14 protein-coding genes are annotated in these 14,369 nt (G+C 58.8%); 8 read left to right on the top strand and 6 right to left on the bottom strand.

Annotated elements, in window-relative coordinates; translation table 11 throughout:
* Positions 1 to 29 precede the first annotated feature (29 nt).
* From prpC to QK293_RS16255, 3 genes are all read right to left on the bottom strand, one after another.
* On the bottom strand, positions 30 to 1,157 hold the full coding sequence (gene prpC / locus QK293_RS16265; protein WP_282378687.1) for a 2-methylcitrate synthase: 1,128 nt from the start codon (positions 1,155 to 1,157) through the stop codon (positions 30 to 32).
* Between the two features lie 200 nt (positions 1,158 to 1,357).
* Positions 1,358 to 2,248 (bottom strand): methylisocitrate lyase, encoded by an 891-nt coding sequence (prpB, locus tag QK293_RS16260; RefSeq protein WP_282378685.1) that lies wholly within the window; start codon positions 2,246 to 2,248, stop codon positions 1,358 to 1,360.
* Positions 2,245 to 2,964 (bottom strand): GntR family transcriptional regulator, encoded by a 720-nt coding sequence (locus QK293_RS16255; RefSeq protein ID WP_282378749.1) that lies wholly within the window; start codon positions 2,962 to 2,964, stop codon positions 2,245 to 2,247. Before QK293_RS16255 ends, prpB begins: the two co-directional genes overlap by 4 nt.
* 302 nt (positions 2,965 to 3,266) lie before the next feature.
* Here QK293_RS16255 and QK293_RS16250 point away from each other — a divergent pair, with 302 nt between their 5' ends.
* The 4 genes from QK293_RS16250 (at position 3,267) to pabB (ending at position 7,896) form a co-directional block, all read left to right on the top strand.
* A complete protein-coding gene (locus QK293_RS16250; protein WP_282378683.1) occupies positions 3,267 to 3,803 on the top strand; it encodes an ATP-dependent zinc protease in 537 nt (178 codons plus the stop codon).
* A gap of 5 nt (positions 3,804 to 3,808) precedes the next feature.
* Positions 3,809 to 5,344 (top strand): inactive transglutaminase family protein, encoded by a 1,536-nt coding sequence (locus tag QK293_RS16245; protein ID WP_282378681.1) that lies wholly within the window; start codon positions 3,809 to 3,811, stop codon positions 5,342 to 5,344.
* Positions 5,344 to 6,330, top strand: a complete 987-nt coding sequence (locus QK293_RS16240; RefSeq protein WP_282378679.1) for an alpha-L-glutamate ligase-like protein — start codon at positions 5,344 to 5,346, stop codon at positions 6,328 to 6,330. Before QK293_RS16245 ends, QK293_RS16240 begins: the two co-directional genes overlap by 1 nt.
* A 228-nt stretch (positions 6,331 to 6,558) precedes the next feature.
* Positions 6,559 to 7,896: an aminodeoxychorismate synthase component I gene (gene pabB, locus QK293_RS16235; RefSeq protein ID WP_282378677.1), complete on the top strand. Its 1,338-nt coding sequence runs from the start codon at positions 6,559 to 6,561 to the stop codon at positions 7,894 to 7,896.
* Positions 7,897 to 7,983: 87 nt separating this feature from the next.
* Here pabB and thrH read toward each other — a convergent pair whose 3' ends face one another.
* Positions 7,984 to 8,601 (bottom strand): bifunctional phosphoserine phosphatase/homoserine phosphotransferase ThrH, encoded by a 618-nt coding sequence (thrH, locus tag QK293_RS16230; protein WP_282378675.1) that lies wholly within the window; start codon positions 8,599 to 8,601, stop codon positions 7,984 to 7,986.
* Between the two features lie 173 nt (positions 8,602 to 8,774).
* On the opposite strand from thrH, the gene QK293_RS16225 reads away from it, so the two are divergent.
* The 3 genes from QK293_RS16225 to QK293_RS16215 all read left to right on the top strand — a co-directional run bounded on the left by QK293_RS16225 (position 8,775) and on the right by QK293_RS16215 (position 12,298).
* Positions 8,775 to 9,515 carry a phosphoadenylyl-sulfate reductase gene (locus tag QK293_RS16225; protein ID WP_282378673.1) on the top strand — a complete coding sequence of 247 codons (741 nt, stop codon included), beginning with the start codon at positions 8,775 to 8,777 and terminating at the stop codon, positions 9,513 to 9,515.
* Positions 9,516 to 9,969: 454 nt separating this feature from the next.
* Complete coding sequence (locus QK293_RS16220) at positions 9,970 to 11,511, top strand: NCS1 family nucleobase:cation symporter-1 (protein WP_282378671.1); 1,542 nt, start codon at positions 9,970 to 9,972, stop codon at positions 11,509 to 11,511.
* A 58-nt stretch (positions 11,512 to 11,569) separates the two neighbouring features.
* Positions 11,570 to 12,298 carry an aspartate/glutamate racemase family protein gene (locus QK293_RS16215; RefSeq protein WP_282378668.1) on the top strand — a complete coding sequence of 243 codons (729 nt, stop codon included), beginning with the start codon at positions 11,570 to 11,572 and terminating at the stop codon, positions 12,296 to 12,298.
* A 16-nt stretch (positions 12,299 to 12,314) separates the two neighbouring features.
* On the opposite strand, the gene QK293_RS16210 is transcribed toward QK293_RS16215, so the two are convergent.
* Both QK293_RS16210 and QK293_RS16205 read right to left on the bottom strand, forming a co-directional pair.
* Entirely contained in the window at positions 12,315 to 12,929 is a 615-nt protein-coding gene (locus QK293_RS16210; RefSeq protein ID WP_282378665.1) for a YitT family protein, read from the bottom strand.
* Between the two features lie 169 nt (positions 12,930 to 13,098).
* Entirely contained in the window at positions 13,099 to 13,401 is a 303-nt protein-coding gene (locus QK293_RS16205) for a hypothetical protein (protein WP_282378663.1), read from the bottom strand.
* A 185-nt stretch (positions 13,402 to 13,586) separates the two neighbouring features.
* On the opposite strand from QK293_RS16205, the gene QK293_RS16200 reads away from it, so the two are divergent.
* Positions 13,587 to 14,333, top strand: coding sequence for a 3-oxoacyl-ACP reductase family protein (locus tag QK293_RS16200; protein ID WP_282378660.1), 747 nt, complete (start codon positions 13,587 to 13,589; stop codon positions 14,331 to 14,333).
* Positions 14,334 to 14,369: the final 36 nt, after the last annotated feature.

Raw genomic sequence — 14,369 nt, 5'->3', positions numbered from 1 at the left:
CTTCAGTTGCCAGCGTCAGCCCCCACCATTCAGCGTTGTTCGATTGGCACGAACTTGCGCTGTTCGACGCCGACGTACTCGGCGCTCGGGCGGATGATGCGGTTGTTGGCACGTTGTTCGAACACGTGCGCCGCCCAGCCGGTCAGACGCGAGCAGACGAAAATCGGTGTGAACAACTTGGTCGGGATGCCCATGAAGTGGTACGTCGACGCATGGTAGAAGTCGGCGTTCGGGAACAGCTTTTTCTGCTCCCACATGGTCTTGTCGATGGCTTCGGAGACCGGGAACAGCACCGTGTCGCCCACTTCGTCAGCGAGTTTTTTCGACCAGCCCTTGATCACCTCGTTGCGCGGATCATTGTCCTTATAGATCGCGTGACCGAAGCCCATGATCTTGTCCTTGCGCTCAAGCATGCCGAGGGTGCCTTTGATCGCCTCTTCCGGCGAGCTGAAGCGCTCGATCATTTCCATCGCCGCTTCGTTGGCGCCGCCGTGCAGCGGGCCACGCAGCGAGCCAATGGCTGCCGTGACGCAGGAATACATGTCCGACAGGGTCGAGGCGCACACCCGTGCGGTAAACGTCGATGCGTTGAACTCGTGTTCCGCGTAGAGGATCAGCGAAACGTTCATCACTTTGACGTGCAACTCGCTCGGCTTCTTGTCGTGCAGCAGGTGCAGGAAGTGACCGCCGATGGATTGCTCGTCGCTCACGCAGCTGATGCGTTTGCCGTCGTGGCTGAAGCGATACCAGTAGCACATGATCGCCGGGAACGCGGCCAGCAGGCGGTCGGTAATGTCGTGTTGTTCGGAGAAGTCTTTCTCCGGCTCGATGTTGCCCAGGAACGAGCAACCCGTGCGCATCACGTCCATCGGATGGGCGTCGGCGGGAATGCGTTCCAGCACTTCCTTCAACGCTTGCGGCAGGTCACGCAGCTTGCCCAGTTTGCTCACGTAAGCAGCGAGTTGTGTTTTGGTCGGCAGTTCACCGTAAAGCAGCAGGTAAGCCACTTCTTCGAATTGTGCGTCAGCCGCCAATTCGCGAACGTCGTAGCCACGATAGGTCAGGCCTGCGCCCGACTGGCCCACGGTGGACAGTGCGGTTTGCCCGGCAACCTGGCCACGGAGCCCGGCGCCACTGAGTACTTTTGCTTCGGCCATTGCTGTCTCCAGTTTTTGAATTTGTTAGGGAATCGGCAATTTCTACACGGTTATCTTCTTTTTGTAGCAGCTGCCGAGCCTGCGAGGCTGCGTCAGGCTGCGAAGCAGTCGTAAAACCTGCTTGCGCGGTCTGCCGGTTTTGCGAGTCCTTCGGCCTCGAACGCAGCCTCGCGGGCTCGGCAGCTGCTACAGGAACCTCATTATTTCTTTGAAGCAAACAACGCATCGAGCTTCTGCTCGAAGATGTGGTAGTCGATGCGATCGTAAAGCTCCATGCGCGTTTGCATGGTGTCGATGACGTTCTGTTGCGTGCCGTCGCGGCGGATCGCGGTGTAGACGTTTTCCGCCGCCTTGTTCATCGCGCGGAACGCGGACAATGGGTACAGCACCAGCGACACGTCGGCAGCAGCGAGTTGCTCGGTGGTGTACAGCGGCGTCGCGCCGAATTCGGTGATGTTGGCCAGGATCGGCGCTTTCACGCGACTGGCGAACAGCTTGTACATGTCCAGTTCGGTGATGGCTTCCGGGAAAATCATGTCGGCGCCAGCCTCGATGCACGCCGCGGCGCGATCCAGTGCAGATTCCAGACCTTCCACCGCCAGGGCGTCGGTGCGGGCCATGATCACGAAGCTGTCATCGGTGCGCGCATCGACAGCTGCCTTGATGCGGTCGACCATTTCCTGCAGGGACACGATCTCTTTATTAGGACGGTGACCGCAGCGCTTGGCGCCAACCTGGTCTTCGATGTGAATTGCCGCCGCGCCGAACTTGATCATCGACTTGACGGTGCGCGCGACGTTGAACGCCGAGGAACCGAAGCCGGTGTCCACGTCCACCAACAGCGGCAGGTCGCAGACGTCAGTGATGCGGCGCACGTCGGTCAGCACGTCGTCCAGGCCGGTGATGCCCAGGTCCGGCACGCCGAGGGAGCCGGCAGCCACCCCGCCACCCGACAGATAAATAGCCTTGAAACCAGCGCGCTTGGCCAGCAGTGCGTGGTTGGCGTTAATCGCGCCGACCACCTGCAAAGGATGCTCGCTGGCGACCGCATCGCGGAAACGCTGGCCTGGAGTGCTCTTGTTCAAACTCATGACTCACCTCGTTCAGTGGCTGTCGGGTTAGCGCCGCCCTGGTAGTGACGGGCAATATTGCGTTTGGAGGCGCCGATGTGACGGCGCATCAACAACTCGGCCAGTTCACCGTCACGGTCGGCAATGGCATCGAGAATTCGGTGGTGCTCGGCAAAGGCCTGACGCGGGCGATTGGGCGTGGTGGAAAACTGGATGCGGTACATGCGCACCAGTTGATAAAGCTCGCCGCAGAGCATCTGCGTCAGGGTGCGGTTGCCGCTGCCCTGGATAATTCGGTAGTGGAAGTCGAAATCGCCTTCCTGCTGGTAGTAGCCGACACCGGCCTGAAACGCCGCATCACGCTCATGGGTTTCGAGGACCCGGCGCAGTTCGTCGATTTCTTCGAGGGTCATGCGCTCGGCCGCCAGACGGCAGGCCATGCCTTCGAGGGATTCGCGAATTTCGTAGAGTTCCAGCAGTTCGGCATGGCTCAACGAAACCACCCGCGCCCCGACGTGCGGCACGCGAACCAGCAGGCGCTGGCCTTCCAGACGGTGGATCGCCTCGCGCAACGGCCCGCGGCTGATGCCATAGGTGCGCGCCAGTTCCGGCTCGGAGATCTTGCTGCCCGGGGCGATCTCGCCCTTGACGATGGCCGCCTGTATGCGTCGGAAGACGTTCTCGGAAAGTGTTTCCGATTCGTCTTGGGCAATCACCGGGGGATCGAGTTGATCCAGCATATTGTCGACACCTTGAAAGCTGATGCCGCAAAAACTAGCGAATACAGACCTTTTAGTCAAAGGATAAATAGGTATTGTCGACAATCGTCTAATAACCGACAGCACCATAACAACGCAGCGCCTCTGTTTATCGCCGCCTCCCGGCGCTGGCGCCATAAAACCACCGTGCTAGAATGCCGGCCGCATTTGTTTGTGACATCTGCACTGCCTGTCATAAATAGTTGATAGGCATACGAGGGAGCTTGCGCAGCGATGCCAGGGCCTTGAATAGAAGTACGGACCGCTGCGCACCAGGATTTATGAGACTCAAGCCCTTCCCCACCTTCCTTTATCTTCTTTGCCTGCCAGGTGTTGCCGCGGCGGGGGAAAAGACCGTGTACGGCCTTAACGAGTACGCCTCCCTGGGGGGCATCGACCTGGAAGTCGCCGCCAAACTCGACACCGGGGCGAAAACCGCTTCCCTGAGTGCCCGCGACATCAAACGTTTCAAACGCAATGGCGAGTCCTGGGTGCGCTTTTATCTGGCGATTGACGCTGCGCACTCGCATCCCATCGAACGGCCACTGGCCCGGGTCAGCAAGATCAAGCGCCGGGCCGGCGACTTCGACCCGGAAGAAGGCAAGAAGTACACCGCCCGTCCGGTCATCGAGCTGAATATCTGCATGGGCTCGGCTTTACGCAGTATCGAAGTGAACCTGACCGACCGCAGCGCTTTCCAATATCCGCTCCTGATCGGCTCCGAAGCACTGAAACGCTTCGATGCGCTGGTCGACCCCAGTCTTAAATACGCTGCTGGCAAACCCGCCTGCGCCACCGACGCTCATACCGCAGAGTAATTCCAATGCGCTCTCTTACCCTCCATCTGAAATTCCTGATTGCCATCCTGGTGGTGCTGGGTATTTCAGTCACGGCCTATCAGATCTTCGTGCTCGGCATCCCCGTGACCGAAGACGCCACCGACGACTTGTGGAACATCGACGCCAAAGTCGAGTTCGTCGCCAGCGCCAAGGACCCGGTCAAGATCCAGATGTTCGTGCCGCCGCTGAGCCGCGATTACGTCAGCCTCAACGAGAGTTTCATTTCCAATAACTACGGCGTGGCCGTGAACCGCGTCGACGGCAACCGCAAGGTCACCTGGTCGGCGCGTCGGGCCAAGGGCAATCAGACGCTTTATTACCGCTTGGTGCTGACCAAACGCTACACCGGCGAAAAATCCAAGGTCAAAGGCCCGACCTTCCGCGACAGCATTGCGGTTGAAGGCGCGGAAAAAGTCGCCGCCGAAGCCCTGCTTGCGCCCATTCGCCAGCACTCGGCCGACGTCGAAACCTTCATCGGCGAAGCCATCAAGCGTGTCAACAATCTCAACGACGACAACGTGAAGCTGCTGCTGGGTGGCGATCCGTCCGCCGGGCACAAGGCCAAGATCGTCGAGCTGGTGCTGTCCATCGCCCACGTGCCGGTGGAAAAGGTCCACACCATTCGCCTGGTGGCCGACCAGCCGCAAACGCCGGAACTCTGGCTGCGCAGTTTCAATGGCACTGACTGGTTGTATTTCAACCCGGAAACCGGTGAGCAAGGCCTGCCGACCGACCGTCTGCTGTGGTGGACCGGCGACGAAAACCTGATCACTGTCGATGGCGGCAAGAAAGCCAACGTGACCTTCAGCCTGAACAACAGCGAGATGAATGCGATTCGCCTGGCCAAGCTGACCGACGAAAACACCGATGCCAACTTCCTCGAATACTCGCTGTACGGTTTACCGCTGCAAACCCAGCAGACCTTCATGATCATGGTGATGATCCCGATCGGCGTGCTGGTGATCCTGATCCTGCGCAACCTGATCGGCATTCAAACCCTCGGCACCTTTACTCCCGTGCTGATCGCCCTGGCGTTCCGGGAAACCCAGCTCGGTTTCGGTATCGTGCTGTTTACCATCATCACGGCGCTGGGCCTGTCGCTGCGTTCCTACCTTGAACACTTGAAGCTGCAAATGCTGCCGAGGCTGTCGGTGGTGCTGACCTTCGTGGTGGTGCTGATCGCGGCGATCAGCCTGCTCAGCCATAAACTCGGCCTGGAACGCGGGTTGTCGGTGGCGTTGTTCCCGATGGTGATTCTGACCATGACCATCGAACGCCTGTCGATTACCTGGGAAGAACGCGGTTCCGGCCACGCCATGAAAGTGGCGATCGGTACGCTGTTCGCCGCGTCGCTGGCGCACCTGATCATGAGCGTTCCGGAGCTGGTTTACTTCGTGTTCACCTTCCCGGCGATCCTGCTGATCCTGGTGGGCTTCATGCTGGCGATGGGTCGCTATCGCGGCTACCGCCTGACCGAACTGGTGCGCTTCAAGGCTTTCCTGAAGAAGGCTGACGCCTGATGTTCGGCTTCTGGAAGACCTGGAAGGCCCTGGAAGCCCGGGGCATCATGGGGATCAATCGGCGTAACGCGGATTACGTGCTCAAGTACAACAAGCGCAGCCTGTACCCGATCGTCGATGACAAGATCATCACCAAGGAGCGCGCCATCGCCGCCGGCATTCACGTGCCGGAACTGTATGGCGTGATCTCCACCGAGAAAGAAATCGACAACCTCAACGAGATCATCGGTGGGCGCAACGACTTCGTGATCAAACCGGCCCAGGGCGCCGGCGGCGACGGCATTATTGTGATTGCCGACCGTTTTGAGGGCCGCTATCGCACGGTGTCCGGCAAGATCATCAGTCATGAGGAAATCGAGCACCATATCTCCAGCATCCTCACCGGCCTCTACTCCCTGGGCGGTCACCGGGATCGGGCGCTGATCGAGTACCGCGTGACCCCGGACCAGATCTTCAAGAGCATCAGCTATGAAGGCGTGCCGGACATTCGGATCATCGTGCTGATGGGCTATCCGGTGATGGCCATGCTGCGCCTGCCGACGCGCCAGTCCGGCGGCAAGGCCAACCTGCACCAGGGCGCCATCGGCGTCGGTGTCGACCTCGCCACCGGTCTGACCTTGCGCGGCACCTGGCTGAACAACATCATCACCAAACACCCGGACACCACCAACGCGGTGGATGGCGTGCAACTGCCCTACTGGGACGGTTTCATGAAACTCGCCGCGGGCTGCTATGAGCTGTGCGGGCTGGGTTACATCGGTGTCGACATGGTGCTGGACCAGGATCAAGGGCCGCTGATTCTTGAGCTCAATGCCCGGCCTGGGCTGAACATTCAGATTGCCAATGATTGCGGGCTGACGTTGCGCACCCATGCGGTTGAAGCGCGGCTGGAAGCGTTGAAGGCTCGCGGTAGTGTTGAGACGGTTGAGGAGCGGGTTGAGTTTGTTCAGGAAATGTTTGGGCATATTCCGGCGGTTGAGGGTTGATCCAAGATCGAGTCGCGGCATTCGCGGGCAAGCCTCGCTCCTACAGATCTAGCGTCGCTCACATTCCCGGCGAACGACACAAATCTGTAGGAGCGAGGCTTGCCCGCGAAGACTGACTGACAGTCACCGAAGCTCTCAACCTGCCAATCCCCGACATCCCCTCTAGGAGCAATTCCCCGAGGGGACTACAATCGCCACCCCCGCCTCGATGGCTGATCTGCCCCGCCCATGTTGACCTGTTCCGTACACCCGCTCCCCTATCGCGCCAACCCCGCCGAGTACTTCGCGGCGATTCGTCATGCCCCCGGTGCCGTGCTGCTCGACAGTGGCCGACCGACTGCCGAGCGTGGGCGTTATGACCTGCTCAGCGCTTGGCCGCGGGAACAACTGGCGGTGTTGCCTGACGAAAGTGGCAGCGATTTCCTGCAACGTCTTCGCGACCATCTGACACGACTCGGTGAAGCGACGGTGCCTGTTGACCTGCCCTTCGCGGGTGGTTTGATCGGTTACCTGAGCTACGACTTCGGTCGGCATCTGGAGAATCTGCCGACTCAGGCGCAGGACGACCTGCAATTGCCCGACGCACGTTTCGGCCTGTACGCCTGGGCATTGATCAGCGATCACCAACTGAGTACCAGTCAGTTGGTCTTCCACCCGTCGCTGGTCGACAGCGAACGTCAGCGCCTGATCACGCTATTCAGTGAACCTACGGGTGAAGCGGTCGAGCCTTTCAAGTTGAAAGCCCCGATGAAGGCCGACCTGAGCGCTGATGAGTATCGCCACGCGCTAGAACGCATTCAGCACTACATCCAGGCCGGCGACTGCTATCAGGTCAACTTCGCCCAGCGTTTCCGCGCGCAGTGCCAGGGCGATCCATGGGCTGCGTATTGCGCACTGCGGGCGGCGTGCCCGACGCCGTTCTCCGGTTTTCAGAGCCTGCCAGACGGCGGCGCGGTGCTGAGTCTGTCGCCGGAGCGTTTCGTCAAAGTCAGTGAACGCCATGTGGAAACCCGCCCGATCAAAGGCACCCGTCCTCGCGGACTGACCGCTGCCGAAGATGCGGCAAACGCCGCCGAACTGCTGGCCAGCCCCAAGGACCGCGCAGAAAACCTGATGATCGTCGACCTGCTGCGCAATGACCTCGGCCGCACCTGCCGTATCGGTTCGGTTCGGGTGCCGGAGTTGTTCAGCCTGGAAAGCTACCCGAATGTGCATCATTTGGTGAGCAGCGTGACTGGGGAACTGGCGGATGACCGGGATCCGCTGGACCTGATCGCTGGCAGCTTCCCCGGCGGCTCGATTACCGGAGCGCCGAAGATTCGCGCAATGCAGATCATCGACGAGCTGGAGCCGACGCGTCGGGGGTTGTACTGCGGGTCTTTGCTCTATCTGGACGTGCGCGGCGAGATGGACAGCTCCATCGCGATTCGCAGTTTGCTGGTCAAGGATGGGCAGGTGTGTTGCTGGGGCGGTGGCGGAATCGTCGCGGATTCGGAATGGCAGGCCGAGTATCAGGAATCGATTACCAAAGTGAAGGTGTTGCTCGATACCCTGCAAAACCTTTAAAAGCTTCGCGGGCAAGCCTCGCTCCTACAGGGTTCGACGATCCTCTGTAGGAGCGAGGCTTGCCCGCGAAGGCGTCCTCGAAAACGACTACAAGCTCAACGCACGATTCGAAGCCTTGATGAATTCCTGCTTCAGCGCTTCAAAGCTGTGCACCGCTGGAAATTGCGGAAACTCGCGAATCACATTGTCCGGCGCATGGAACAGAATCCCCACATCCGCCTCACCCAGCATCGTGGTGTCGTTGTAGGAATCCCCCGCCGCGATCACCCGGTAGTAAAGGCTCTTGAAGGCTAATACCGACTGGCGCTTGGGATCTTTCTGACGCAACTGATAGTGGGTCACCCGCCCTGAATCGTCAGTAATCAGACGATGGCAAAGCAAGGTCGGGAAGCCCAGTTGACGCATCAGCGGCTGGGAGAACTCGTAGAACGTGTCCGACAGAATCACGACCTGAAAGCGTTCTCGCAGCCAGTTGACGAACTCGATGGCACCGTCCAGCGGCTGGAGCGTGGCAATCACTTCCTGTATGTCAGCGAGTTTCAGACCATGCTCGTCGAGAATCCGCAGGCGCTGCTTCATCAGCACGTCGTAGTCGGGGATGTCCCGGGTGGTAGCCCTCAAGGATTCAATCCCGGTTTTTTCGGCGAAGGCGATCCAGATTTCCGGGACCAGTACACCTTCAAGATCCAGACAGGCAATTTCCACAAGACACTCCCATTGGTATTGATTATTGAGTCAAGCGAGCAAAAGGACTGCCGAACTCTAGCGACTCAGGCTAGCCTGCGCAACGCAGAGTGCGCACCAGCGGCTGCAGGATTTTGTTACCATCAGAGCCATATAGAGCGCCCAGCGCCACCGACCTGTAGGAAGCCGCCCTGATGAGCCCATCGTTCGATGTCGTGGAACTCGCCACGACTTATGCCAACAAATCCGCCCAGGACATCCTGAAACTCGCGTTCGCCGAGTTCGGCGATGACCTGTGGATATCTTTCAGCGGCGCCGAAGACGTGGTGCTGGTGGACATGGCCTGGAAGCTGAACAAGAACGTCAAAGTGTTCAGCCTCGACACCGGCCGCTTGCACCCCGAGACCTACCGCTTCATCGATCAGGTGCGTGAGCACTACAAGATCGACATCGAACTGGTGTCGCCGGACTACACGAAACTGGAACCGTTCGTGAAGGAAAAGGGCCTGTTCAGTTTCTACAAGGACGGCCATGGCGAATGCTGCGGCATCCGCAAGATCGAGCCGCTTCGTCGCAAGCTCTCCAGCGTGACGGCCTGGGCCACCGGCCAGCGTCGGGATCAAAGCCCTGGCACTCGCAGCGCCGTCGCGGTGCTGGAAATCGACAGCGCGTTCTCCACCCCGGAACGCACCCTGTACAAATTCAACCCGCTGGCACAAATGACCAGCGAGGAGATCTGGGGTTACATCCGCATGCTGGAGCTGCCGTACAACAGCTTGCACGAACGCGGGTTCATCAGCATCGGCTGCGAACCGTGCACCCGTCCGGTGTTGCCGAACCAGCACGAGCGCGAAGGTCGTTGGTGGTGGGAAGAGGCAACGCAGAAAGAATGCGGCTTGCACGCAGGCAACATCATCAGTAAATCCAAGGCCTAACCCCCCCTCTACAAAAAATGTGTACACACGACTGTCACCATAGGTGCCATTTGTGTGTGCACTTTTCATTTCTACGCCCCCAAAAGTTACACACTCCCGCCCTGACTTCCTCAGTCGACCTTTCGTACAAACTCTGCTGAAAAATAAATACCTGTTCAAGTGGTCAATTTATATCGCCTTTATTTCAGCTACTTATCGACAACTGATAACAAAACGAAATTAGCGATGAAATTCATAGATCGGGATCTGGCATGGATTTGGCTTAAGTGCATACATGTTTTGTATACAATCATGTCAAAACATACACACACTTTAGATCCGCAAGCCTGAAGCGCCCTATCCCGTACAGGCTGCAGATGCCCCGTAACCAATGATGCTGACTGCCCGCGACGAAGATTTGTCGAGCCAACGCTCATGCACAGTCATCGCGGTGCCAAGCTCGGAGCCTGCCGGAATGCGTACTAGCCTCTCCAATAACAACATCGCGCTGGATCTGCCCTCCTTCCCACCTACTTCTACCACTCCCGACCAAACGTTTGAAGAACCCGTCGTGCTCAGCCCTCGCCTGCACAACAAGGACCTGGCGCCCACCAAGGCCGAAGGTCGACGCTGGGGCCGCTACAGCATCTTCGCCCTGTGGACCAACGACGTTCACAACATCGCCAATTACTCTTTCGCCATAGGGCTGTATGCGCTCGGGCTGGGCGGCTGGCAAATCCTGCTGTCCTTGGGGATCGGCGCTGCGTTGGTGTACTGCTTCATGAACCTCTCCGGTTACATGGGGCAAAAGACCGGCGTGCCATTCCCTGTCATCAGCCGGATCAGTTTCGGTATTCACGGGGCGCAGATTCCTGCGCTGATCCGCGCCGTTATCGCCATCGCCTGGTTCGGGATTCAGACCTACCTGGCCTCGGTGGTCTTTCGAGTATTGCTGACAGCGGTTCATCCAGGCTTCGCTGACTACGACCACAACTCGATCCTCGGGCTATCGAGCCTGGGCTGGGTGTGTTTCGTCGCGATCTGGTTCGTGCAACTGGCGATTCTCGCCTACGGCATGGAAATGGTGCGGCGCTACGAGGCGTTCGCCGGGCCGGTGATTCTGCTGACCGTTGCTGCCCTCGCCGCCTGGATGTACACCCAGGCCAACGCGACCATCGCCTGGTCGATCCGCGAACCGCTGACCGGTGGCGAGATGTGGCGCAACATCTTTGCCGGCGGTGCGTTGTGGCTGTCGATCTACGGCACGCTGATCCTCAACTTCTGCGACTTCGCCCGTTCTTCACCGTGCCGCAAGACCATCAAGGTCGGCAATTTCTGGGGCCTGCCGGTGAATATTCTGGTGTTCGCCTGCATCACCGTCTTGCTCTGTGGCGCGCAATTTCAGATCAATGGACGGATTATCGAAAGCCCGACCGAGATCATTGCCTCGATCCCCAACACCTTCTTTCTGGTGCTCGGCTGCCTGGCGTTCCTGATCGTCACCGTGGCGGTGAACATCATGGCCAACTTCGTCGCCCCGGCCTTCGTGCTGAGTAACCTGGCGCCGAAGTACCTGACGTTCCGCCGCGCCGGGCTGATCAGCGCGACCATCGCGGTGCTGATCCTGCCGTGGAACCTCTACAACAGCCCGCTGGTGATCGTGTATTTCCTGTCCGGCCTTGGCGCCCTGCTCGGCCCGTTATACGGAGTGATCATGGTCGACTACTGGATCGTACGAAAAGGCCAGGTCAACGTGCCGCAGTTGTACAGCGAGGATCCCAACGGCGCTTATTACTACAGCCGCGGAGTCAATTTACGCGCCGTCGCGGCGTTCATTCCTGCCGCGCTGATCGCCATCGTCCTGGCGCTGGTACCGGGCTTCGACAGCGTATCGCCCTTCTCCTGGCTGATTGGGGCCGGAATAGCCGGGATGCTCTACCTGATCATCGCCAAACGGCAGCCCCATTACGCAGACGTCAGCGGCGAAGCCATCGCCGTCGATAACGTCTGCCATTAATCCCTTGGCGGCCCGGCACCGGCGGGCCGCAGCCCCCCCCCCGCTATAAGGACCTCCCATGCGAATTCTCGTGGTCAACGTCAACACCACCGAATCCATCACCCAGGCCATCGCACGCTCGGCTCAGTCCGTGGCCGCGCCGGGCACGGAAATCATCGGCCTGACGCCCTACTTCGGTGCTGACTCCATTGAAGGCAATTTCGAAAGTTATCTGGCCGCCATCGCGGTGATGGACCGAGTAATGTCCTACGACCAACCCTTCGATGCCGTGATCCAGGCCGGTTACGGCGAGCACGGCCGCGAGGGTTTGCAGGAGCTGCTCAACGTGCCGGTGGTGGACATCACCGATGCGGCGGCCAGCACCGCCATGTTCCTCGGCCATGCCTACTCGGTGGTCACCACGCTGGACCGCACCGTACCGCTGATCGAGGATCGCCTCAAACTGTCCGGGCTCTGGGACCGCTGCGCATCGGTACGGGCCAGTGGCCTGGCGGTACTGGAACTGGAATCCGATCCCGAGCGTGCGCTGGAGGCGATTGTTCGTCAGGCGGAATTGGCAGTGCTTGAAGACAAGGCCGAGGTGATTTGCCTGGGCTGCGGCGGCATGGCCGGGCTGGATGAACAGATTCGTCAGCGCACTGGCGTGCCGGTGGTGGATGGCGTGACGGCGGCGGTAACGATTGCCGAGTCGTTGGTGCGGTTGGGCTTGTCGACTTCCAAGGTGCGGACTTATGCGACGCCGCGGCCGAAAAACATCATTGGTTGGTCGGGGCGGTTTGGGCGCTAAGCCTTCGCGTCTACAGTCACGCTGCGTAGCGATTAGGCCGATGATTCATCGCGATGATCAGATTCAACACCACCGCTCCTGCGATTGAAATGATGAGCGCTGGCACAGTCACTACGTACAGCGAAGCGAACATGACCATAACGTCCACGATCAATTGCAGTTTACCGGCACGTATACCGAGTCGGTCCTGCAGGTAGAGTGCGAGGATGTTGACCCCACCCAGGCTCGCCTTGTGCCTGAACAGCACAATGAACCCCAGCCCCATGATCAGATTGCCGAACAAGGTGGCATAGATCGGCTGGAGTTGATCGATATGGATAAAGCGCAAATGCAGGTCAGTGAACAGCGACACCAATGCGACGGCACAAAAGGTCTTGAGGGTGAACGCCCAGCCCATGCGCCGAATGGCGAGGTAATAGAACGGCAGATTGATGAAGAAGAAGGCCGTACCGAATGAAACACCCGACGTGTAATGAATGAGGAAGGCTATCCCTGCCGTACCGCCGGTGAGTGCACCCGCCTGGCGAAGCAACATGATCCCGAACGAGACCATCAATGTGCCGACCAGCACGGCCAGAACATCTTCTAGCAGGGTGTGTTGCACACAGGGAATTGGAGTGACTTGGACCATACAGAATGCTCAATCGCTGGAAGTTTCGCGGCAAGAATGATCCTCGGTATCCGAAACAGAATCCGGCCACATATGGCTGATTCACGGCAGACAACTCAAGATCAACAACTCACGCAAGAACAATAAAAACCAAGGCAATTGGACACATATAATTATTATCGATACGCCATTAACGCACATATAAGTAAACAATACCCACATCAAGCATTGTCAGCACGCAAGCGACGATGCCTGCCCGTTGCAGGCCGGCCATCGACCAGGAATTCCTCAGACCTGAACAAGTATCGTCCACGTCGACCGGGCGTTTGGGGTCAGCAAGATAGGCCGCAAAACACTCGGTACTTTGTTCAAGGTTGCCACCGAATACTTCAAACATAAAAATCGTCCCATGGGTGCGGTACGGCCTCAGCGAAAGACGACTTTGATTCGTTTCGCTGAAGGAAGGCTTGAACTTATATAGGTCATCATTCATGCCAACCATAAACTGGCTATATATCAATAGATTGAAATTCGTAGGGTGATTTGAACTACGGCATAAGGGGTAAAATTAACCCTGACCCGGGGTAGTAATGACCCTGATATAGCTTGCAGCGGGTTCCCGAATCGATACTAGGCTCTATCAACCGACGCATCCCGCCTCGAGACTTGGAGATCGATATGACTACTCAGAACCTCAGCGGCAAAGTGGCTTTGATTCAAGGCGGATCCCGCGGTATCGGCGCCGCCATTGTCAAACGCCTGGCTGCTGAAGGCGCGACAGTCGCCTTCACCTACGTCAGCTCAACGGCAAAAGCCGAAGAATTGCAAAACAGCATCACCAGTAACGGCGGCAAAGCCCTCGCCATCAAGGCTGACAGCGCCGACGCCGAGGCCATCCGCAACGCCGTGACCGCCACCGTTAAAGCCTTTGGTCGCCTGGACATTCTGGTCAACAACGCAGGCGTTCTGGCCGTTGCACCCTTGGAAGACTTCAAACTTGAAGACTTCGACCAGACCCTCGCGATCAACGTGCGCAGCGTATTCATCGCCACCCAGGCCGCTGCCAAACACATGACCGAAGGCGGCCGCATCATCAACATCGGCAGCACCAACGCCGACCGCACGCCCTTCGCCGGTGGCGGCCCCTACGCCATGAGCAAATCGGCGCTGGTCGGCCTGACCAAAGGCCTGGCTCGCGACCTCGGCCCGCGCGGGATCACCATCAACAACGTGCAACCGGGCCCGGTTGACACTGACATGAACCCGGCCAGCGGTGACTTCGCCGAAAGCCTGATCCCGTTGATGGCGGTGGGTCGGTATGGCAAAGCGGAAGAAATCGCCAGTTTCGTCGCCTACCTCGTCGGCCCCGAAGCCGGCTACATCACCGGTGCCAGCCTGACCATCGACGGAGGTTTCGGCGCCTGATGTTCTGAATCTCGCATAAAAAACGCCGGCAACCCT

The organism is Pseudomonas sp. AL03, from assembly GCF_029960815.1.
Lineage (GTDB): Bacteria > Pseudomonadota > Gammaproteobacteria > Pseudomonadales > Pseudomonadaceae > Aquipseudomonas.
Note: the sequence above shows the minus strand (reverse complement) of the source record. Positions and strands in the feature narration are given on the sequence as shown.